15 protein-coding genes and 1 tRNA gene are annotated in these 21,092 nt (G+C 65.5%); 3 read left to right on the top strand and 13 right to left on the bottom strand.

The features are described from left to right. Positions 1–59 precede the first annotated feature (59 nt). The 9 genes from uvrB to rpsA all read right to left on the bottom strand — a co-directional run bounded on the left by uvrB (position 60) and on the right by rpsA (position 12,185). The gene (gene uvrB / locus GUY23_RS10165) at positions 60–2,192 is read right to left on the bottom strand and encodes an excinuclease ABC subunit UvrB (RefSeq protein WP_166972006.1); all 2,133 of its coding nucleotides are present in this window, start codon (positions 2,190–2,192) and stop codon (positions 60–62) included. A 54-nt stretch (positions 2,193–2,246) separates the two neighbouring features. Then, positions 2,247–2,957: an ABC transporter ATP-binding protein gene (locus tag GUY23_RS10170; RefSeq protein ID WP_166972008.1), complete on the bottom strand. Its 711-nt coding sequence runs from the start codon at positions 2,955–2,957 to the stop codon at positions 2,247–2,249. Next, the gene (locus GUY23_RS10175) at positions 2,944–3,783 is read right to left on the bottom strand and encodes an ABC transporter ATP-binding protein (RefSeq protein WP_166972010.1); all 840 of its coding nucleotides are present in this window, start codon (positions 3,781–3,783) and stop codon (positions 2,944–2,946) included. The genes GUY23_RS10170 and GUY23_RS10175 overlap by 14 nt, the downstream gene beginning before the upstream one ends. Further along, a complete protein-coding gene (locus GUY23_RS10180) occupies positions 3,780–4,994 on the bottom strand; it encodes a branched-chain amino acid ABC transporter permease (protein ID WP_166972012.1) in 1,215 nt (404 codons plus the stop codon). The genes GUY23_RS10175 and GUY23_RS10180 overlap by 4 nt, the downstream gene beginning before the upstream one ends. Beyond that, entirely contained in the window at positions 4,994–5,971 is a 978-nt protein-coding gene (locus GUY23_RS10185) for a branched-chain amino acid ABC transporter permease (RefSeq protein ID WP_166972014.1), read from the bottom strand. Before GUY23_RS10185 ends, GUY23_RS10180 begins: the two co-directional genes overlap by 1 nt. Positions 5,972–6,052: 81 nt before the next feature. Beyond that, positions 6,053–7,276, bottom strand: coding sequence for a branched-chain amino acid ABC transporter substrate-binding protein (locus tag GUY23_RS10190; RefSeq protein WP_166972016.1), 1,224 nt, complete (start codon positions 7,274–7,276; stop codon positions 6,053–6,055). A gap of 207 nt (positions 7,277–7,483) precedes the next feature. After that, a complete protein-coding gene (coaE, locus tag GUY23_RS10195) occupies positions 7,484–8,704 on the bottom strand; it encodes a dephospho-CoA kinase (protein ID WP_166972018.1) in 1,221 nt (406 codons plus the stop codon). A 30-nt stretch (positions 8,705–8,734) separates the two neighbouring features. Then, positions 8,735–10,627 carry a hypothetical protein gene (locus GUY23_RS10200; RefSeq protein ID WP_228282202.1) on the bottom strand — a complete coding sequence of 631 codons (1,893 nt, stop codon included), beginning with the start codon at positions 10,625–10,627 and terminating at the stop codon, positions 8,735–8,737. A 73-nt stretch (positions 10,628–10,700) separates the two neighbouring features. Continuing rightward, complete coding sequence (gene rpsA, locus GUY23_RS10205; protein ID WP_166972020.1) at positions 10,701–12,185, bottom strand: 30S ribosomal protein S1; 1,485 nt, start codon at positions 12,183–12,185, stop codon at positions 10,701–10,703. A 206-nt stretch (positions 12,186–12,391) separates the two neighbouring features. Here rpsA and GUY23_RS10210 point away from each other — a divergent pair, with 206 nt between their 5' ends. Then, positions 12,392–13,231, top strand: a complete 840-nt coding sequence (locus GUY23_RS10210; protein ID WP_166972022.1) for a class I SAM-dependent methyltransferase — start codon at positions 12,392–12,394, stop codon at positions 13,229–13,231. Between the two features lie 288 nt (positions 13,232–13,519). Here the strand turns inward: GUY23_RS10210 and polA are convergent, their stop codons facing one another. Beyond that, on the bottom strand, positions 13,520–16,186 hold the full coding sequence (gene polA / locus GUY23_RS10215) for a DNA polymerase I (RefSeq protein WP_166972024.1): 2,667 nt from the start codon (positions 16,184–16,186) through the stop codon (positions 13,520–13,522). Between the two features lie 41 nt (positions 16,187–16,227). On the opposite strand from polA, the gene GUY23_RS10220 reads away from it, so the two are divergent. Beyond that, the gene (locus GUY23_RS10220; RefSeq protein WP_166972026.1) at positions 16,228–16,686 is read left to right on the top strand and encodes a PaaI family thioesterase; all 459 of its coding nucleotides are present in this window, start codon (positions 16,228–16,230) and stop codon (positions 16,684–16,686) included. Positions 16,687–16,814: 128 nt separating this feature from the next. Here GUY23_RS10220 and GUY23_RS10225 read toward each other — a convergent pair whose 3' ends face one another. Further along, on the bottom strand, positions 16,815–17,435 hold the full coding sequence (locus GUY23_RS10225; RefSeq protein ID WP_166972028.1) for an ANTAR domain-containing response regulator: 621 nt from the start codon (positions 17,433–17,435) through the stop codon (positions 16,815–16,817). A 164-nt stretch (positions 17,436–17,599) separates the two neighbouring features. Here GUY23_RS10225 and GUY23_RS10230 point away from each other — a divergent pair. Beyond that, positions 17,600–17,681, top strand: a tRNA-Leu gene (locus GUY23_RS10230). A gap of 160 nt (positions 17,682–17,841) precedes the next feature. On the opposite strand, the gene GUY23_RS10235 is transcribed toward GUY23_RS10230, so the two are convergent. Continuing rightward, entirely contained in the window at positions 17,842–19,275 is a 1,434-nt protein-coding gene (locus GUY23_RS10235; protein ID WP_166972030.1) for a dicarboxylate/amino acid:cation symporter, read from the bottom strand. A gap of 263 nt (positions 19,276–19,538) precedes the next feature. Continuing rightward, positions 19,539–21,074: a pyruvate kinase gene (gene pyk / locus GUY23_RS10240; RefSeq protein ID WP_166972032.1), complete on the bottom strand. Its 1,536-nt coding sequence runs from the start codon at positions 21,072–21,074 to the stop codon at positions 19,539–19,541. Positions 21,075–21,092 lie beyond the last annotated feature (18 nt).

Genomic DNA, 21,092 nt, shown 5'->3' on the forward strand with positions numbered 1-21,092 from the left:
CTTTCGCCGGCACACCAGTATAAACATGCCGACCTCATCGTCGCCCCTGCGGTGCCCGGTCAGGCGTGTCCGGCCTCCTTCATCTGCCGCAGCTCCTGTTTGAGGTCGGAGAGCTCGTCGCGCAGTCGGGCGGCGAGCTCGAACTGGAGTTCGGCAGCGGCCGAATGCATCTGCGAGGTCAGCGATTCGATGAGTTCGGTGAGATCCGCGGCCGGCGGTCGCAGCGAACCGGACTTGTTCGCGGCTTCGCGCTGTTCATCGGTGAGCGTCGAGTTGTAGCCGCGTCTGCCCTTGCCGTAGTCGAATTCGGTGAGCAGCTCACGAGTGTCCTCGTCCTCGCGCTGGAGCCGTTCGGTGATGTCGGCGATCCGCTTGACCAGCGGGGCCGGGTCGACTCCGTGCTCCTTGTTATAGGCGATCTGGATGGCGCGGCGGCGGTCGGTCTCGTCGATGGCGGTGCGCATCGAGTCGGTGATGGTGTCGGCGTACATGTGGACCTGACCGTGCAGGTTCCTGGCCGCACGGCCGATGGTCTGGATCAGCGAGGTCGAGGACCGGAGGAAGCCCTCCTTGTCGGCGTCGAGGATCGCGACGAGCGAGACCTCCGGCAGGTCGAGGCCCTCGCGGAGGAGGTTGATGCCCACGAGGACGTCGAACTCCCCGGCTCGCAGCTCGGTGAGCAGCTCGACACGGCGCAGGGTGTCGACGTCCGAGTGGAGGTACTGGACGCGGATGTCGTGTTCGAGCAGATAGTCGGTGAGGTCCTCGGCCATCTTCTTCGTCAGGGTGGTCACGAGCACGCGTTCGTTCGCGTCGACCCTGGTCCGGATCTCGTCGAGGAGGTCGTCGATCTGGCCCTTGGTCGGTTTGACCTTGATCTCCGGGTCGACGAGGCCGGTCGGACGGATGATCTGCTGCACGTAGCCGTTCGCGTTGCCGAGTTCGAAGCTGCCGGGGGTGGCGGAGAGGTAGACGGTCTGACCGATCCGTTCGCGGAATTCGTCGAACTTCAGCGGCCTGTTGTCCATGGCGCTGGGCAGGCGGAAGCCGTGTTCGACGAGCGTGCGTTTGCGCGACATGTCACCTTCGTACATGCCCCCGATCTGCGGCACCGTGACATGGGATTCGTCGACGACGAGGAGGAAGTCTTCGGGGAAGTAGTCGAGCAGGCAGTTCGGTGCCGACCCGGGAGAGCGGCCGTCGATGTGGCGGGAGTAGTTCTCGATTCCCGAGGTGAAACCCATCGACTCCATCATCTCGAGATCGTAGGTCGTGCGCATCTTCAGCCGCTGCGCCTCGAGGAGCTTGTTCTGCGCCTCGAATTCGCTCAGCCGCTGCTGGAGTTCGTCCTCGATCCCGCTGATCGCCTTGGCCATCCGGTTCTCACCGGCGACGTAGTGACTGGCGGGGAACACGTGGATGGTCTCTTCGTCGCGCACGATCTCCCCGGTCAGGGGGTGCAGGGTCTGGAGGTTCTCGATCTCATCGCCGAAGAACTCGATCCGCAGCGCCAGCTCCTCGTACTGTGGGATGATCTCGACGGTGTCCCCGCGCACCCGGAAGGTGCCGCGGGTGAACGCCATGTCGTTGCGAGCGTACTGCATCGACACGAAGCGCTTGAGCAGTTCGTCTCGATCGCATTCGTCGCCCTTGTGCAGGGTGACCATGCGGTCGACGTACTCTTCCGGCGTGCCCAGGCCGTAGATGCAGGACACCGTCGAGACGACCACGACATCGCGCCTGGTCAGCAGCGAGTTCGTCGCGGAGTGCCGGAGCCTCTCGACCTCGTCGTTGATCGACGAGTCCTTCTCGATGAAGGTGTCGGTCTGCGGGACGTAGGCCTCGGGCTGGTAGTAGTCGTAGTAGGAGACGAAGTATTCGACTGCGTTGTGCGGCAGCAGCTGCCGGAACTCGTTGGCCAGCTGGGCCGCCAGAGTCTTGTTCGGCGCCATGATGAGCGTCGGACGCTGCACCTGTTCGATCAGCCAGGCCGCCGTCGCGGACTTGCCGGTGCCGGTCGCGCCGAGGAGGACGATGTCGCGCTCCCCTGCGTCGAGTCGCTCCGAGATCTCTTGAATGGCGGTGGGCTGGTCACCGGAGGGCGAATATTCGGAGACGACCTCGAAGGGCGCCACCTCACGGGTGACGTCGGGGCGGTGGCCGATCGCGGGCAGGGGTCGTGCTGAGCTCATGGTCCAACACTAACCCCCGCCCCTGACACAGGACAGACCCGTGCCTCCGGCGGCTCATCCGCCGCCGAGGTAGACGTCCCTGATCGTCGAATCGTCCAACAGTTCGCGTCCGGTGCCGGTCTTCGTCAGCCGTCCGGCTTCGAGCACGCAGGCGCGGTCGGCGATCGCCAGGGCCTGGTTCGCGTTCTGTTCGACGAGGAGGACGGTCGTGCCCTGTGCGTTGATCTCCCTGATGATCGTGAAGATCTGCCGGATGAACTGCGGCGCCAGCCCCATCGACGGTTCGTCGAGGAGGAGCACCTCGGGGTCGGCCATGAGCGCCCGTCCGATAGCGAGCATCTGCTGTTCACCGCCGGACATGGTTCCGCCCAGCTGGGTCGAACGCTCCTTGAGCCGGGGGAAGAGCTCGAAGACACGATCGTAGGCGGATTCCGGGTTGCGTCGGCTCAGTGCATACGTGCCCATCTCGAGGTTCTCTCGCACGGTCATGCCGGGGAAGATGCCGCGGCCCTCGGGCACGAGCGAGATGCCCTTGCGCACCCGCTGGTGTCCCTTGAGGCGGGTGACGTCCTCACCCTTGAACGTGATCGTGCCGTGCCTGGCCGCCAGCAGACCGGAGACCGCGCGCATCGTGGTCGTCTTGCCGGCGCCGTTGGCACCGATGAGCACCACGATCTCCCCGTCCTCGACGGAGACGTCGATGTGTTCGACGGCCTTGATGCGGCCGTAGCGGACTTCCAGGTCCGCGATCTCAAGCAGAGCCATCGGGCTCCTCCTGTCCCAGGTAGGCGGCGATGACGGCGGGGTCCTCACGGATCGCGGCCGGTACGTCGTCGGCGATCTTCTTCCCGAATTCGAGGACGACGATGCGGTCGGTGACCCCCATGACGAGTTTCATGTCGTGTTCGATCAGCAGCACTGTGTAGCCCTCGTCGCGGACCGTGTGGATGAGCTCCATGAGCTCTTCCTTCTCGGCCGGGTTGAAGCCGGCTGCCGGTTCGTCGAGGCAGAGCAGCTTCGGATCCGTGGCCAGGGCGCGGGCGATCTCGAGCCGTCGCTGATAGCCGTAGGGCAGGTCCTTGGCTCGGTCGAAGGCGCGGTCGGCGATGCCGACGAATTCGAGCAGCTCCATCCCGCGCGTGATGATCTGCTTCTCCTCGTGGTAGTGGCGCGGGGTCCGCAGCATCGCCGAGATCATGCCCGACCGGTGGCGGGCGTCGAGGCCGACGGCGACGTTCTCCAGTGCTGTCATCTCACCGAAGAGGCGGATGTTCTGGAAGGTCCGCGCCAACCCGAGGCGGGTGATCCGGTGCTTCTTCAGCCCCAGCAGAGAGTTGCCTTCGAGAGTCACGCTCCCCTGCGAGGGACGGTAGACACCGGTCATCGCGTTGAAGCACGTGGTCTTCCCTGCCCCGTTCGGTCCGATCAGGCCGAGGATCTCACCGCGTCGGATGTCGAAGGACACGGCGTCGAGCGCGGTGAGTCCGCCGAAGACGACACTGAGGTCCCTGACCTGGACGAGGGTGTCTCCCTCGGCCACGGAGATGGCCCGCTCGGGAGCCACCTCGGTGAGTTCGGTGTCGGCGTTCATCGTGCGCCTCCTGTGGGCTCGTCGGTGGACCCGGGCTTCTCGTCGGTGGGTCCGGGGTCCTCGTCGTCGGGGTCGGTGGGCACAGTGCCTTCGACCTTCGCCTTTCTGCGGATCCGCGCGTTGAAGGTCAGCAGCTTCGGCTTCTTGCCGAACAGGCCCTGTGAGCGGAAGATCATGAGCAGCACGAGCACGATGCCGAAGATGAGGAACTTCCAGCCGCCGAGCGCGGTGAACCGCAGCGGCACGTACGCGACGATCGCTCCGCCGATGACGACCCCGAGTTTGTTGCCCTGGCCGCCGAGGATGACGGCGGCGAGGAACAGGATCGAGGTGGGGACGTCGAACTTCTGGTTGTTGACGAAACCGACCTGCCCGGCCAGCAGTGCGCCTGAGAGTCCGCCGAGGGCGGCGCCCGTGCCGAAGGCGGCGAGCTTGAACCGGAAGGTGGGCACGCCCATGATCTCTGCGGCGTCCTCGTCCTCGCGGATCGCGAACCAGGCACGGCCGACGCGTGAGCGCTCCAAGTTGCCGAGCAGGATCATGACGATGACGATGACGGTGACGGTGAACCAGTACCACGGCAGGCCGTTCGAAGCGGAGAAGATCGGCGCTCCGTCGACCTCACCGGGCGGGCGGCCGACGTTCTGGAAGCCGGTGTTGCCCTTGAGCGCGGGCACGATGGTCGCGAGCAGGCGGATGATCTCACCGAAGCCGAGGGTGACGATGGCCAGGTAGTCTCCACGCAGGCGCAGGGTCGGGATCCCGAGGGCGATGCCGAAGACGACGGTGACGATCATCGCCAGCGGCAGCGTCCACAGGTACGGAATGTGCACGAGCGGCGAATCCGGCGAGGTCCACAGCGAGGCGGTGTAGGCGCCGACGGCGAAGAAGCCGATGTAGCCGAGATCGAGCAGACCTGCTTGGCCGACGACGACGTTGAGACCCAGCGCGACGAGACCGTAGAGGGCCATGTTGAAGCACGAGATCGCGAAGTCGTTGGCGGGTTCGGTGGTGATCAGCGGCGGGTTGATGACCGGCAACAGGTAGGCGAGGACGACCACGACGAGCAGGATCGACCACTGCTGCCAGCGCGAGCGATCGTTCCACCACGAGCTGATCCGGACGAACCAGCCGGGTCGGCCGTGCCCGAGCTTGCCGTCCGCTTCGGCCTGTTTGGCTCCGATGGAGCTCAATGGACTGTGTGCAGACATCAGACTCGTGCCTTCCCTAGGTTGGTGCCGAGGATTCCGTTCGGCCGGATCATCAGAACGAGGATGAGGACGACGAAGATGACGACGTCGGTCCATTGGGAGTCCCCGAGGATCGTCGCCCCGTAGTTGCCGATGAGACCGACGAGGAGACCGCCGAGGAGAGCGCCCCGGACGTTGCCGATGCCGCCGAGCACCGCGGCCGTGAAGGCTTTGATGCCGAGGATGAAGCCGCCCATGTAGAAGACTCCCGCGGGGACCCGCATGACGTAGAAGAGCGCGGCGGCGCCGGCGAGGAAACCGCCGATGGCGAAGGTCGCGATGATGATGCGCTCACGATTGACGCCCATCAGGGTGGCGGTGTCCGGGTCCTGTGCCACGGCGCGGATGCCGCGGCCGAGCTTGGTCCGGCGCACGATCTGGTCGACGCAGATCATCATCACCAGAGCCGCGATGACGATCGTCAGCTGCTGCGAGTCGATGATGGTCCCGAAGACGTCGAAGATCGGCTCGGGGCGGAACATCGTCACACTCGCCTCGGCGTTGGGGCCCCGCCATTCGAAGAAGATGTACTGCAGGACGAAGGACATGCCGATGGCGGAGATGAGGAACGCCAGACGGGAGGCGCCGCGGTCGCGCAGCGGTTTGTATGCGACGCGTTCGACGAGGATCGCCGTTCCTCCGGAGACCACCATCGCGATGATCCCGGCGAGGACGAGGTCGAGGATGAGCATTCCCAACGGCAGGGTGGGTGCCGAGGGACCGAATCCCAGGGCGCTGAGGAAGAAGACGACGGCGAAGGCGCCGGCGATGAAGACTTCCGAGTGGGCGAAGTTGATGAGGTTGAGCACACCGTAGACGAGCGTGTAGCCGAGGGCCACGAGCGCGTAGATGGCTCCGAGTGTGAGTCCGTCGAAGGTCGTCGCCCAGAAGCTGTCGAACAGGGCGGTGAAGTCGAACGAAATCCAATCACTGGACATGGGGTCTCGATTCTGGGATGGACGCCGCACAGCCCTCCGGTGTTCCCGGAGGACTGTGCGGCGTCGAGCGAGGCGAAGAGATTATTCGATGAGTCCGACGGACACGATGCCGCCGGCCTCGGTCTTGTAGCCGTAGACGGCTTTGTCTTCGAGTTCTCCCTTGTCATCCCATTTGTAGGTCTTGCCGTAGCCGACCCCGTCGTAGTCCTTCACGTAGTCGATCATCTTCTTCCGGTCGGTGATGCCCTTGTCGATGCCGGTGAGGAAGATCGTCATGGTGTCGTAGCCTTCGACCGAGTAGGTGCCGGGGGCGTCGCCTCCCGAGACCTTCTTGAACGCGTCGGCGAATTCCGGGATGAGGTCGCCGGGCACGCACGTGCACGTGTAGTAGGCGTTGTTCGCAGCGTCGCCGGCCTGCTTGACGAACGCGGTGTCCTTGACCCCGTCGGGGCCGATGAAGTAGCCGTCGAAGCCCTTGTTGACCAGCTGGTTGTCCAGAGGTGCGCCCTCGGCGAAGTATCCGGAGTAGATGACGGAATCGGCCTTCGCATCCATGATCTTCTGGATCGTGGGGGCGAAGTCCTTCTGTCCGGTCGTCACCGCGTCCTCGCACGCGAGCTTGTCGCCCATCTTCTCCTTGACGACCTTGGCCAGACCCATGCCGTAGTCGGAGTCGTCCTCGATCAGGCAGGTCTTCTCCGCCTTGAGCTTGTCGACGAGCTGGACGAGTGCCGGGCCCTGGACCGTGTCGTTGCCCAGGCCCCGGAAGAACGTCTTCCAACCGTTGGCGGTGAGATCGGGGTTCGTCGCCGCCGGTGTGATGTGGACGAGGCCGTTGTCCTCGAAGATGCCGCCGGTGGCCTTGGACTCACCGGAGAAGGGGAGACCGACGACGCCGATGATGTTGTCGTCCTTCGTCGCCTGTGCCACCGGGCCGGTGGCCTTGGCCGGGTCACCCTCGGTGTCGATCTTCTTGAACTTCACCTTGCAGTCGGGATTGGCCTTGTTGTGTTCGTCGATGGCGGTCTGTGCACCGTTGTAGATGTTGATGCCGAGCTGAGCATTCGGCCCGGTCATCGCGCCGAGGTAGGCGATCGTCAGGTTCGAATCGCACTTCGCGTCGCCCTTCCCTGCCGCCTTGACGACGTCCGGCGAGACCTCGAGCGAATCCTGGACGGGAAGTTCGACGCGATCGCCCGAACCGTCGTCTCCCGATCCGGACGAGCCCTGATTGGCACAGCCGCTCATGGCGATGAGCGCGGCGATCGACAATGCCGCCACGGTGAAACCGCTGGTTCGTTTCATAGGGTTCACTTGTACTTTCTTCTGTGGGGCCGCACGATCGTTGCCGGCCTCTCCGGGTGATACAGAAGAAATATAGTGTGCGCAGTGTGAGTGAACTCACATCTGACTATTACAAATCCGTAACAGATTTGTCGTGTGGCGTCGGTGAGCGCAAGATCAGTTGCCGATTAGATAGGATCTGCGCTCATTCGACAGCCCTGCGAATGCTCAGTCGAAGCTCTCCGGGACGAGGTGCCGGCGCATCCGGAGGAAGTACGGCTCCTTCGCCTCGGCATAGGCGTTCGTCGCTTCCTCGTGCGCAAGCGCAGTGTCTGCTGCCGCACCGCTCGTCGCCTCGCCGTCGACTCCGATCGAAGCGATCACCTGTGCGACGAGATCGCGTTTGAGCTCGAGATAGCGCTCCTTCTCCCCTGTATCGATGCGCAGCAGATCCCGGAAGGCGCGGGCGAAGCACGCGCCGACCGAGTCCTCTGTGCGCACGTGCAGATTGACCGCTCGCCCGGGATCCGTGTTCGCGTGGAACCATTTCTCCTCGAATTCGCCCTCGCCGAGGTGGTCGGACAGTTCCCGTCCCGGATAGCCGAGTTCGGCAAGCCGTGGGGCCAGCGAGCGTGCGCTCTCCAGATCGGGGACGATGAGTTGGAGATCGATGACGTCTTTGGCGGGCAGCTCCGGCACCGAGGTGGACCCGATGTGGTCGATCGGGAACCGCTCGCCGGTGCCGTGGCGCAGCTTCGCGATCACGCGAGCGGCGTCTCCGGACCAGTCGGCGTCTGAGGGGTCGGTGAGGTGCAGTGCCGGGCGTGGGGCCCGACGCTGCGCGACGAGGTTGTTCGCGAAGGGGTCGATTCTCGTCTCGAGGAGTCGGCGCACCGCCTCCCGCGTGGCTTCGATCTCGCCCGAATTGTCGATGATGACGTCGCACGCGGCGCGTCTGGTCGCATCGTCGGCCTGGCGGGCGATCCGCGCCTCGGCGTCCGCGCGGTCCATTCCGCGGGACTCCATGAGCCGGGCCAGGCGCACTTCGGCCGGAACGTCGACGAGCAGGTTGAGGTGGTAGGCGGGAGTCATCGAATTCTCGACGAGCAGCGGCACGTCGTGGACGACGATGGCCTCTTCGGCATGGCGATCGAAGTGGTCGGCGGTGCGGTCTCTGATCGCCGGATGCATGAGTCCGTTGAGGATGGCGGTGTGCTCGCTGTCGACGAAGGCTGCGGCCGCGAGGGCGGCACGGTCGAGGACTCCGTTCGCGTCGAGGATCTGCGGACCGAAGGCCTCGACGAGGCGGTCGAGCAGCGGCTCACCGGGAGCGACGACCTCTCGGGCGATCCGGTCGGCGTCGATGAGCGCCGCTCCGTGGTCGACGAGCATCGCGGAGACTGTTGACTTTCCGGCGCCGATTCCGCCGGTGAGACCGATTCTCAGCATGACCTCATCCTAACGAGCCGGCGTCTGCGGTCAGAGTCGGTACACGCGCACGCCTTGGTCGGCATACTCCGGTTGCCCGACTGCTTCGTCGAGGAACTGGACGTAGGCGCCCTCTCCTCCGGGCAGCAGCGGAGCGTCGGGGGCGAGGACGATGTAGTCGACTCCGGAGCTGCGCAGCTCGGCGATCGCTGCGGCCGCCTCGGTGCTCTGCGGGTCCGGGATCGGGTCTCCGTCGAACACCGAGGCGTGGAGCAGCTCGTCGAGGCTGTCCTCGGGGGCCGTGTAAGTCACGGCCGAGTCGGGGGATGAGCCGATGAAGTAGCCGCCGGTCTCCTTGTAGCGGAATCCGCTCACGGCCTGCCACACCATCGCCTCATCGGCGTGGGGCTCGGCCCAGGCCAGGGGGCGGGGGAAGGTCTTGACGACGGCTCCGGAGGGGACCACCTCGGCGATGGACTCGGTGTAGAAGTCGGGGACGGTGACGTCGCGGGCGATCTGCGGGCCGGGGACGACGCAGACGGCGGCGAGGGCGAGCAGTCCGATGAGGATGCGGGCTCTGACGCGCTTCCGGTTCCTCAGTGCCCACTCACATCCGACGCCGAGGATGGCGAAGAGCGCGATCGTCGAGTGGAGAACGAGACGCATGGGCAGAATATTGTTGAGCACGGGGACGGATTCGACAAGGGAGAACGGACCGGACTCGAGGAAGACGCGCCCACCCAGCAGGATCGGCGAGCCGAGCGCGAGGACGAACACGAGGATGCCCGTCGCCGCGGCGATGCGCAGAACCCGGCGATAGCGCGAACGGCGGGACAGGCCGATGAGGATGACGAGCGCGGCCAGCAGAGCGGGCACCCCGACATAGGCTCCGAGCTCGGCGGGGTCGATGTCCATGATGCGCGACAGCGGGGACACTCCGGTGCTCAGCCACGCAGGGGCGGCCGGCAGGATCGGATCGAGGAGGTCGGTGTTCCACACCCCGTGCGGTCGGATCGCACCGTCGGGGGCGTTCGGTCCGGCCATGGTGATCAGCAGCGGCAGGGCACAGGCTGCGGCGATGAGGCCGGCGATCACCGATCCGAGGCCGAGGGCGGCCCAGGATCGCGCGGTGAGGGCATGACGGGCGAAGAGCGCGAGGACGACGAGGAAGCTCAGGGCGGCGAGGAATGTCCCGGCGAGCACCTCGGTGGAGACGTAGAACTGGAACCCGAGCACGAGCCCGAAGACGATGCCGATGCGCCGGACCCGCTGGCTGCGGATAGTGGAATGGCCCCGAGGACGTCTGTGAGCGGATGCAGGGGCGGAATCGGCCTCTGGGTTGGTATCGGTCCCAGGGAGACGATCGGCGCTGCGGGTGCCACCAGACCTCGCTTCACGCGATCGGCCGAGTCCGAGCAGCGCGAGGATCGCCCAGGCGGTCAGTGGCGGGGTCACGGCGAAGGCGAGGTTCGGGTGTCCGCCGAGTTGCGCGATGACGTAGCTGGAGAAGCCGACCCCGCCGGCGGCGAGGAACGCAGGCAGCCGATCGAGGAATCTGCGGTAGAGCACTGCGGTGGCGAGGCTGACGAGGACCGGTGTGGCCAGTACGAGCAGGTTGTAGCTGATGATCGGCCCGGCCACCCAGGTGAGCGGGGCCAGGAGGAGCGCGATGCCGGCCAGCGAGGTGTTCCAAGCACCGTTGACGCCCCCGCCGAGAGTGTTCATCGCATCCGTGTACAGCAGGCCGCCGGCGTGGCCGGACCCGAACCCGAGGAGATCGGCGAGCACCTGTGCTCCGTGGCCGAGCCACCAGATGAACAGGGACGTGTCGTCGTTGTCGGCGACGACCGAACCCGACGGGTCGGCCGCGACGGTGCCGAAGATCGTCAGGCTGCCCAGCGACAGCAGCAGCGTGTACCACAGCCAGGGGCGAGCACGCTGCATGCGTGTGAGGGTCGTGGGGGCATACACAAAGGGCTCCCGATCTTTCGACCGGGAGCCCTTCGGGTAGCTGCTGTCAGCTGCCTGCAAGCTTCTCACGCAGAGCAGCGAGAGCTTCGTCGCTGGCCAGGGTGCCCTCGTCGTTCGTCTCTTCCGAGGAGAACGATCCGGTGGCAGGAGCGGCGTCGGCAGAGCCGACGGCATCCGCGGCGGAGGCCTCGGCGTCCGCAGCGATGGCCTTGGCGACCTGCTTCTTGTGCTCTTCCCAGCGTTCCTGAGCGGCGGCGTACTGCTGCTCCCAGGTCTCGCGCTGAGACTCGTAGCCCTCGACCCATTCGTTGGTCTCGGGGTCGAAGCCCTCGGGGTACTTGTAGTTGCCGTCCTCGTCGTACTCCTGCGGCATGCCGTAGAGAGCGGGGTCGAGGAACTCTTCGGCCTCGGGATCGACGCCTTCGTTCGCCTGCTTCAGCGACAGCGAGATCCGGCGACGCTCGAGGTCGATGTCGATGACCTTGACGTAGATGGTCTCGTCGACGGAGACGACCTGCTCAGGCAGATCCACGTGGCGCACGGCCAGCTCGGAGATGTGGACGAGGCCCTCGATGCCGTCTTCGACGCGCACGAACGCACCGAAGGGAACGAGCTTCGTGACCTTGCCCGGCACGATCTGTCCGATGACGTGGGTGCGGGCGAAGTGCTGCCAGGGGTCTTCCTGCGTGGCCTTGAGCGACAGCGAGACGCGCTCGCGGTCCATGTCCACGTCGAGGACCTCGACGGTGACCTCGTCGCCCACGGTGACGACCTCACCCGGGTGATCGATGTGCTTCCAGGACAGTTCGGAGACGTGGACGAGTCCGTCGACACCACCGAGGTCGACGAAGGCACCGAAGTTGACGATCGAGGAGACAACGCCGGGACGGACCTGGCCCTTCTGCAGGGTCTGCAGGAAGTCGTGGCGGACGGCCGACTGTGTCTGCTCGAGCCAGGCACGGCGGGAGAGGACCACGTTGTTGCGGTTCTTGTCGAGCTCGATGATCTTGGCCTCGACCTGCTGGCCGATGTAGGGGGCGAGGTCGCGGACGCGACGCATCTCGACCAGGGATGCGGGCAGGAAGCCGCGCAGTCCGATGTCGACGATCAGGCCGCCCTTGACGACCTCGATGACGGTGCCGGTGACGACGCCGTCGTCTTCCTTGATCTTCTCGATGTCGCCCCAGGCGCGCTCATACTGAGCACGCTTCTTGGAGAGCATGAGACGACCCTCTTTGTCTTCCTTCTGAAGAACGAGGGCTTCGATCTCGTCCCCGACCTCGACGACTTCGCCGGGATCGACATCGTGCTTGATGGAAAGCTCGCGTGCGAGGATGACGCCTTCCGTCTTGTACCCGATGTCAACGAGTACTTCGTCGCGGTCGACCTTGACGACTTCGCCTTCGACGATGTCGCCATCGTTGAAGTACTTGATCGTCTCGTCGACGGCGGCGAGAAAGTCCTCAGCGGTTCCGATGTCATTGACAGCGACCTGCTTCGGCTGCACCGATTCCGGCGTGGTGGTGGTCATATAGGTAGGGACTCCGATGGAATATTGGTCCAGATCCGATACTCTGTCGGCAGGTCGTTGATGTTGCCAGCAGAATCGAATCCGGTCTCGATTGCGAATTTGGACTTGCATGCACAGGCGCATACGGTTGTCAATACTAGCACCATCCTGGGCGTGAATGCACGCCGAGGATTCGAATTATCAGCACCTGTGGCCACGGAGGAATGATGAGCGAGGGAACTGAGGGAGCCGAGGTCATCAGCGGTGGCTATCTCCCGATCGATGAAGAGGCCTCTGTCCGGGCCAATCGCAGCTATTGGGACAACTCTGCAGAGGAGTATCTGGCCGAACACGGCACCTTCCTCGGCGCTTCGGATTTCATCTGGTGTCCGGAGGGAATTCACGAATCGGACGTCCACCTCCTCGGCGATGTCGCGCGCAAGCAGGTCCTCGAAGTCGGCTGCGGTGCGGGGCAGTGCTCCCGTTGGCTGGCCGAACAGGGCGGCATCGCCACCGGCGTCGATGTCTCTGCCGGAATGCTCGAACAGGCCTCGCGGCTGCAGCGTGAGCACCCACTGAGCGACCAGGCCACTCCCCCGACGTTCCTCCTGGCCGATGCCCGCCAGCTGCCTTTCGCCTCGAACAGCTTCGACATCGCGTTCTCCTCCTACGGCGCGCTGCCCTTCGTCAAAGACGCCGAGGTCGTCTTCGCCGAGGTGGCCCGCGTCATCCGCCCCGGCGGCCAGTGGGTGTTCTCGACCACGCACCCGATGCGCTGGATGTTCCCCGACGTCCCCGGCGAAGCGGGACTGACGGTCGAGTACTCGTACTTCGACCGCACTCCCTACGTCGAGCTGTCCTCTGCCGGTCAGCCCGTCTACGCCGAGCATCACCGGACGATGAGCGACTGGGTGCGCCAGCTCGTCGCCGCCGGCTTCACCATCGACTCGGTGACCGAACCCGAGTGGCCCGAGTCGAACCAGACCGCCTGGGGCGGATGGTCGCCGCTGCGTGGGGCTCTCATGCCGGGCACCGTGATCTTCTCGACGACGCTGGCGAAGGACTGAATCGGCCGCTCGCACGTCGACTCACGCGAAGCGATTTCGAGTAACGCCGAACGCGCTCGGCTAACGCAGTACGCGCTCAGGTCACGCGAAACTCGAAAAAGTCGTCACTGGCGACGACTTTTTCGAGTTTCGCGTGACCTGAAGCGCGACGACCTCGTTCAAGGCGCAGCGCAGCTTTCGACTGCGCGAACGCCGCACCCCTGTCGTTCAAGGCGGAGCGCAGTTGTCGAACGGTCGACGGATCGCCAGAAGCGCTGCGCCTTGAACGAGCACGGGAGCAGAATCGCCTCAGTGGGCGGCCTCGTGCCAGGAGCGGCCGGTGCCGACGTTGACGTCGAGGGGCACATCGAGTTCATAAGCCGAACCCATCTCCTCCGTGACGATCGCGGTCACCTCATCGAGCTCGTCCGGTCGCACATCGACGATGATCTCGTCGTGGACCTGCAGCAGCATCGGCGACTCCAGGTCCTCGAGTCGACCGGTCACCTTGAGCATCGCGAGCTTCATGATGTCGGCGGCCGACCCCTGGATCGGGGCGTTGAGGGCGGCACGTTCGGCCATGTCACGCAGCTGCCGCCGGTCGCTGTGCAGAGCAGGCAGGTAGCGTCTGCGGCCCATGATGGTCTCCGTGTAGCCCTTCGCCCGGGCCTGTTCGACGATCTCATCGAGATAGTCCTTGACTGCGCCGAACCGTTCGAAGTACTGCTCCATGAGTGCCTTGGCTTCGTCGACACCGATCGCCAGCTGGCGGGAGAGGCCGTAGGCGGAGAGACCGTAGACGAGACCGTAGGACATCGCCTTGACCTTCGACCGCATATCGGAGTCGACCTCGTCGATGCCGACGCCGAAGACCTTCGAACCCACATAGGAGTGCAGGTCCTCGCCGTCCTTGAACGCCTGGATGAGCGCGGCATCCCCGGACAGGTGGGCCATGATGCGCATCTCGATCTGCGAGTAGTCCGCCGTGAGCAGACAACTGCCCTTCACCTCGGGGTCGGCGATGAAGATCTCGCGGATGCGACGTCCGGATTCGGTGCGCACAGGGATGTTCTGCAGATTCGGGTCGAGTGAGGACAGGCGCCCGGTCGCGGCCACGGTCTGCTGATAGGTGGTGTGGATGCGGCCGTCATCGGCGACGGTCTTGAGCAGTCCGACGACGGTCTGCTTGAGCTTCGTCGAGTCCCGGTAGGCCAGCAGATGCTGGAGGAACGGGTGTTCGGTCTTGACGAAGAGCTCGGCCAGGGCATCGGCGTCGGTCGTGTAACCGGTCTTCGTGCGCTTCGTCTTCGGCATGTCGAGTTCGTCGAAGAGCACGGTCTGCAGCTGCTTGGGCGACCCGAGGTTGACCTCGTGCCCGATCGCGTCGTAGGCCTCCTGTGCGCTGGCTTCGGCCTGTTTGGTGAATTCCTCGATGAGGTCGGACAGACCGGACTCGTCGACGGCGATGCCGTGCAGCTCCATCATCGCAAGCACGGGTACGAGCGGCAGTTCGATGGAGCGGTAGACCTCGGTCATGTTCGCATCGTCGACGGCCTTCGCGAGCACCTCGTGGACCTCGAGCAGGGCGGCGGCGCGCTGTCCGTGCGTGGTCGCCGTCGCGTCCGAATCGAGGTCGAGCGCGAGTTGGCCCGAATCGGCTTCGGGTTCGCTCAGGTCGATCCCGGCCCGGTCGGCGGCGATCTGGCCGAGATCGTACGATCGGGCGTCGGGAACGAGGAGGTACGCCGCCAGGGCCGTGTCGCCGCCGATGTCGCGCACTTTCAGGCCGATCGAATCCCAGGCTTTGAGCTGCAGCTTAGCGCTGTGGAGGATGAGCGATCGCTTCGCGAATGCGGAACCGAGCGCGGTGATCGCCGAGGCGGCCGCCTCGGCGAGGTCGACGACCCACGCCTGGCCGGGTTCTGCGGAGACGGCGACCACTCGCGCCTCACCGCGGCCGAGTTCGAACCGGGCATCCGAATCGACCGCGAGCACATCGTGTGCGGAGATCTTCTCGAGCAGACCGTCGACGTCGACGGTCTCGATCCGGGTCTCGCGAGCCGGCGCCGCCTCACCCTCGGACTCGGCGGCATCGGGGAAGATCGCGGCCAGCCGTCTGCCCAGCGCCTGGAATTCGAGCTGGTCGAACAGGCTCGACAGCTCCGTCGGATCGCCCTCGCCCCACGCGAGGTCGTCGAAGGACAGCCCCAGGTCGACGTCGTCGAGGAGACGGTTGAGTCGATAGTTCCGCTCCACCTCGGCGATGTGGTCGCGCAGCTTCTCCCCCACCTTGCCGCCGATCTCCTCGGCGTGCTCGAGCACACCGGGCAGGTCACCGTGAGCGCTGAGCCATTTCGCGGCGGTCTTGTCGCCGACCCCGGGGACGCCGGGCAGGTTGTCGGCCTTCTCGCCGACGAGCGCGGCCAGTCCGCGGTAGTTCGCTGGGGTGACGCCGTACTTCTCCTCGATCGCCTCCGGTGTCATCCGGTTGAGGTCGCTGACCCCGCGCTTGGGATAGAGGATCGTCACGGTGTCCGAGGCGAGCTGGAAGGAGTCCTTGTCCCCGGTCATCACCTCGACCACAGCACCCGCCTCGGTGCCCATCCGGGACATCGTGGCCAGGGCGTCGTCGGCTTCGAAGCCCTCCTTCGTCACGACTCGGATGCCCATCGCGTTGACGATGTCCTTGATGAGGTCGATCTGCGGATGGAACTCCGGCGGAGTCTTCGCTCGACCCGCCTTGTATTCGGCGTACTCCTCGAGACGGAACGTCTGCCGTCCGAGGTCGAAGGCCACAGCCACATGGCTCGGCTCCTCGTCGCGGAGGACGTTGATGAGCATGGAGATGAAGCCGTAGATGGCATTCGTCGTCTGCCCGGTGCTGGTCGAGAAGTTCTCGACCGGCAGGGCGTGGAACGCCCGGTAGGCCAGGGAGTGTCCGTCGATGAGCAGGAGGGATTCGTTTGAGTGACTCACATGGCATAGCCTATCGTTCGAAGCTGACTTGAAGGAGTGCGATGTTCCGACCACAGGTATCACTGACCGCCGATGCGACAGAGGAGCAGTGCGCTACGCTGCTGACCCAGCTCAACGGGCCCGGGGCTCGCGGGGCGCTGGCCGAGCGCATGGGCATCGAGTTCGTCTCACTGACACCTGACCAGGTCGCAGGCTCCGTCGCCGTCGAGGGCAACACGCAGCCTATGGGGCTCTTCCACGGAGGTGGTCACGTGGTGCTCGCGGAATCGCTGGCGTCGATGCACTCGTTCCTCATCTCCGGCGGGAAGAACGTCGTCGGCGTCGATCTCAACGCCACCCACCTGCGGGCGGCCAGGGAGGGCACCGTCACCGGGACCGCCTCGGTGCTCCATCAGGGACGCACGATCGTCAGCCATGAGGTGAGGATGACCGACGAGGCGGGGCGGCTGCTCTCGCTCGTGCGGATCACGAACATGATCCTCAAGACCGAACCGAAATGAGTCGATGATCGACAGCGCCGAGGTGGTGCCGACCATTCCCGGGGTGTGAGAGAGGCCGACGAATCCGGATCGGATTCGTCGGCCTCTCTGTGCGGACAGTGGTTCGGGTGCACTCCACCCGGGAGGTTCTACTTCTTCGTGCCGATCTGCTTGAGCACGGTCTCGGCGACCTCGCGCATCGTCAGGCGGCGGTCCATCGACGTCTTCTGGATCCAGCGGAAGGCCTCGGGCTCGCTCAGACCCATCGAGGTCTGCAGCAGGCTCTTGGCGCGCTCGACGAGCTTGCGGGTCTCGAAGCGCTCGGTGAGATCGGAGATCTCGGATTCGAGTGAGCTGATCTCCGCGTGACGCGAGAGAGCGATCTCGAGGGCCGGGATGAGGTCGGCCGAGGTGAACGGCTTGACCACATAGGCCATGGCACCGGCGTCGCGGGCTCGTTCGACGAGTTCCTTCTGCGAGAACGCGGTGAGCAGGACCACGGGGGCGATGCGGGCGCGGGCGATGCGCTCGGCCGCGGAGATGCCGTCGAGGATGGGCATCTTGATGTCCATGACGACGAGGTCCGGCCGGAGCTCCTCGGCCAGGCGGATGGCGGATTCGCCGTCCGCAGCCTCGCCGACGACGTCGTAGCCGACCTCGCGCAGCATTTCTACGATATCGAGACGAATCACTGCCTCGTCTTCGGCCACGACGACGCGGCGGACCGGCACGGATTCATCTGTCGCTGATTCTTCGCTGTTTGAAAGCACGTCACCAGTCTAGACCAGGCCTCCGGACTCCCGGAAAGCGGTGGCACAAGTTTCTGCTGTGAGCGTGCCCACGAGCGGTGATGCCGGTGACAATTGTGCAATCGGCGCACACGCGCAGTAGAATCGTCCTGTCGCCGAGGTGGCCCGAGGGCGGCCCGGCGCGTGCCGGATTGGCGGAATCGGTAGACGCGGTGCACTCAAAATGCATTGTCGAAAGACGTGCGGGTTCGAGTCCCGCATCCGGTACGGACGAAGGCACTGTCGAGTGAGTTCTCGACAGTGCCTTCTGTGTCTCCCAGCTGCCCTCTGTGTTCCCCAGTTGCCCCGCGGCCCGGACCTCGAGCGCGCGGTCAGGTGACTCCGAGGTCGAGGGCGCAGAGATGGCGCCCCTCTCGACGGTGGAGGATCAGCGCAGACGCGAACCGGTGGCCTCGGCTCCGGCACCCGCAGCACTGCCGCCCGCCTTATCGGCCTCGGCCTCGCCGTCGTCTGCGGCCGAGGCTGCGTCGGCATCCTCATCCTCGACGGGAACGTAGCCGTTGATGCGCGGAGCGTCGAAACGGTCGACGTCGAGGATGTCGTGCCGTTTGGCCACGATCGCGGGGATGAGCGCCTGTCCGGAGACGTTGAGCGCGGTGCGACCCATGTCGACGATCGGTTCGATGGCCAGCAGCAGGCCCACCCCCTCGAGCGGCAGGCCGAGGGTCGACAGGGTGAGCGTGAGCATCACAGTCGCGCCGGTCGTGCCCGCAGTCGCCGCCGATCCGATGACGGCGACGAAGATGATGAGCAGGTACTGGATGAGCGAGAGGTCGACGCCGAAGAACTGGGCGACGAAGATCGCGGCGATGGCCGGATAGATGGCGGCGCAGCCGTCCATCTTCGTCGTCGCCCCGAAGGGCACGGCGAACGCGGCGTAGGAGTGGGGCACGCCGAAGTTGTCTGTCGTCACCTTCTGCGTCACCGGCATGGTGCCGATCGATGACCGGGAGACGAATCCCATCTGCGTGGCCGGCCACACGCCGGAGAAGTACTGGCGCACGGAGAGTCCGTTGGCCCGAGCCAGGAGCGGGTAGACGATGAAGAAGACGATCGCCAGGCCGATGTAGACGGCGACGACGAACCACAGCAGGGACCCCATGGTCGACCAGCCGTAGGAGTTCACGGCGTTGCCGATGAGTCCGAGGGTGCCGATCGGGGCGATGCGCACGATCCACCACACGACCTTCTGCACCACGGCCAGGGCCGCCTCGACGAATTCGAGGAACGGCTCTGCGGCCTTGCCGACCTTCACCGCAGCGATGCCGATGGCACCGGAGACGATGATGAGCTGGAGGATGTTGAAGTCGACCTCCGAGGCCAGTCCCCCGCCGTCGTCGGCTGCGGTGGACACCTCGAGTCCGAGGACGTTCTGCGGGATGAGTCCGGTGAGGAAGCCGATCCAGCTGCCCTGCGAATCGGGCGCCTGGCCGCTGAGCGATCCGGCATCAGCATGCACACCCGGCTGAATGACGAGGCCGAGCACGAGACCGATGATCACGGCGATGAGGGCCGTGAGCGCAAACCACAGCAGCGTCGACACGGCGAGCCGGGCGGCATTGGTGACCTTGCGCAGGTTGCCGATGCTCGCGATGATCGCGGTGATGACCAGCGGCACGACGGCCGCCTTGAGCAGGGTGACATACGACGAACCGACGGTGTCCAGGGTCTGACCGAGCCAATTGTCCTGAGCCTCGCTCACCGGTCCCATCGACCGGGCGATGAGTCCGAGGACGACACCGGCGATGAGTGCGATCGTCACCTGCACCCCGAAGGACCTGCTCCATGCGGGCAGTCTCATAGATTTCCTCTCCTCGCTGATCCTCCCCGCGGTCTGCCGAGGGAGGTTACGCAACACGGAAGTCAACTGTTGAGCAATCTGTGAAATTCCGCAAATCACTGTGAGGTGTGACGCACCCGCTGTCGGCCACAGCCCCGCCCCATTCGAGGGCTGCGAAACGTCGACCGGTCGGCAGAATGGGCCTCGCACAGGCCGACGGCGTCCGCCCCGGTACTGGGGCGGACGCCGTCGATGTCTCTACAGTGAGCGTGCTCAGCGCATCGTCACTGACCTTCCTTCACGATCGGGACCTCGCGGGTGATCGGAGCCTCGGCGACGACGCCGTAGCCGGCCAGCGGATCCTCGTCGGAATCCGTGGAGTCCTGGTAGGCGGCCGCCACGCCCTTCGCCGCGTCGCCCATCGTGTGGATCCGCAGCGCGTTCGTCGATCCGGGGATCCCGGGAGGCGAACCGGCCACGAGGATCGACTGATCCCCTTCGCGGGCGGTGCCGTCGGCGAGCAGCACGGCATCGACCTGGCGGGCCATCTGGTCGGTATGGCGCACGGTCTTGACGAGGTAGGGACGCACACCCCAGGTCAGGGCCAGCTGATGGCGGACCTGCGGATCCGGGGTGAAGCCGAGGATCGGCCAGGCCGGACGCAGGCGCGACATGCGCCGCACCGAGTCACCGGTCTGGGAGAAGGTGCAGAGCAGGTCGATGTCGAGCTGTTCGGCGATGACCACGGCAGCCGCTGTGACGGCGCCGCCCTTCGTGTGGGGCACGGTGCCGAGCGCGGGGATCCGTTCGAGCCCGTGCTCCTCGGTCGACTCGATGATCCGGCTCATCGTCCGAATCGCATCGACCCAGTGCGCCCCCACGGAGGTCTCGCCGGAGAGCATGAGCGCGTCGGCACCGTCGAGGACCGCGTTCGCACAGTCGCTGGCCTCGGCGCGGGTGGGGCGGGAGGCGTCGATCATCGTCTCGAGCATCTGCGTGGCGACGATGACCGGCTTCGCCTGCTGGCGGGCGATCTCGACGGCGCGCTTCTGCACGATCGGGACCTGCTCCAGCGGGAGTTCGACGCCGAGGTCGCCGCGGGCGACCATGATGCCGTCGAAGGCGTCGATGACCGCGTCGAGCTGCTCGACGGCCTGCGGCTTCTCGAGCTTCGCGATGACGGGGGCGGTGATCCCGACCTCGTCCATGACGGCACGGACGTCGTCCATGTCCTCGGGACTGCGGACGAAGGACAGTGCGACCCAGTCGAAGCCGAGCTGCAGACCCCATTTGAGGTCCTCGACGTCCTTCTCCGAGAGTGCGGGCACGGACACGGGCACGCCGGGCAGGTTGATGCCCTTGTGATTGGAGATCGTGCCGCCGATCTCGACCTCGGTGACGACGTCCGTGGCCGTGACCTCGGTGGCCCGCAGGCGCAGACGCCCGTCGTCGATGAGCAGCGGATCGCCGACGGACACGTCGCCCGGCAGTGTGGCCAGGGTGGTGCTGACGATCTCGGCAGTCCCGGGCACGTCCCGGTTGGTGATCGTGAAGGTCGCGCCCTCGACGAGCTCGGCCTTCCCTTCGGCGAAGTTGCCGACCCGGATCTTCGGACCCTGCAGGTCGAGCAGCACCGCCACCGGACGGCCGGAGTCAAGGGCTGCCTGACGGACCCAGGCGAACTTCTCTTCGTGTTCGTCTCGACTGCCGTGGCTGAGGTTGAAACGGGCGACGTCGACGCCCTCGTCGACGAGTTGCCTGATCTCTTCGTAGGAGTTCTGGTTCGGACCTAAAGTTGCGACTATCTTTGCACGCCTCATGCACTCCACCCTACCTGC

The sequence above is a fragment of the Brevibacterium atlanticum genome, assembly GCF_011617245.1.
Lineage (GTDB): Bacteria > Actinomycetota > Actinomycetes > Actinomycetales > Brevibacteriaceae > Brevibacterium > Brevibacterium atlanticum.

Coding starts and splice junctions, on each gene's coding strand:
- uvrB (WP_166972006.1), bottom strand. CDS start 2,192: ATGAGCTCAGCACGACCCCTGCCCGCGATCGGCCACCGCCCCGACGTC.
- GUY23_RS10170 (WP_166972008.1), bottom strand. CDS start 2,957: ATGGCTCTGCTTGAGATCGCGGACCTGGAAGTCCGCTACGGCCGCATC.
- GUY23_RS10175 (WP_166972010.1), bottom strand. CDS start 3,783: ATGAACGCCGACACCGAACTCACCGAGGTGGCTCCCGAGCGGGCCATC.
- GUY23_RS10180 (WP_166972012.1), bottom strand. CDS start 4,994: ATGTCTGCACACAGTCCATTGAGCTCCATCGGAGCCAAACAGGCCGAA.
- GUY23_RS10185 (WP_166972014.1), bottom strand. CDS start 5,971: ATGTCCAGTGATTGGATTTCGTTCGACTTCACCGCCCTGTTCGACAGC.
- GUY23_RS10190 (WP_166972016.1), bottom strand. CDS start 7,276: ATGAAACGAACCAGCGGTTTCACCGTGGCGGCATTGTCGATCGCCGCG.
- coaE (WP_166972018.1), bottom strand. CDS start 8,704: ATGCTGAGAATCGGTCTCACCGGCGGAATCGGCGCCGGAAAGTCAACA.
- GUY23_RS10200 (WP_228282202.1), bottom strand. CDS start 10,627: ATGCAGCGTGCTCGCCCCTGGCTGTGGTACACGCTGCTGCTGTCGCTG.
- rpsA (WP_166972020.1), bottom strand. CDS start 12,185: ATGACCACCACCACGCCGGAATCGGTGCAGCCGAAGCAGGTCGCTGTC.
- GUY23_RS10210 (WP_166972022.1), top strand. CDS start 12,392: ATGAGCGAGGGAACTGAGGGAGCCGAGGTCATCAGCGGTGGCTATCTC.
- GUY23_RS10220 (WP_166972026.1), top strand. CDS start 16,228: ATGTTCCGACCACAGGTATCACTGACCGCCGATGCGACAGAGGAGCAG.
- GUY23_RS10235 (WP_166972030.1), bottom strand. CDS start 19,275: ATGAGACTGCCCGCATGGAGCAGGTCCTTCGGGGTGCAGGTGACGATC.
- pyk (WP_166972032.1), bottom strand. CDS start 21,074: ATGAGGCGTGCAAAGATAGTCGCAACTTTAGGTCCGAACCAGAACTCC.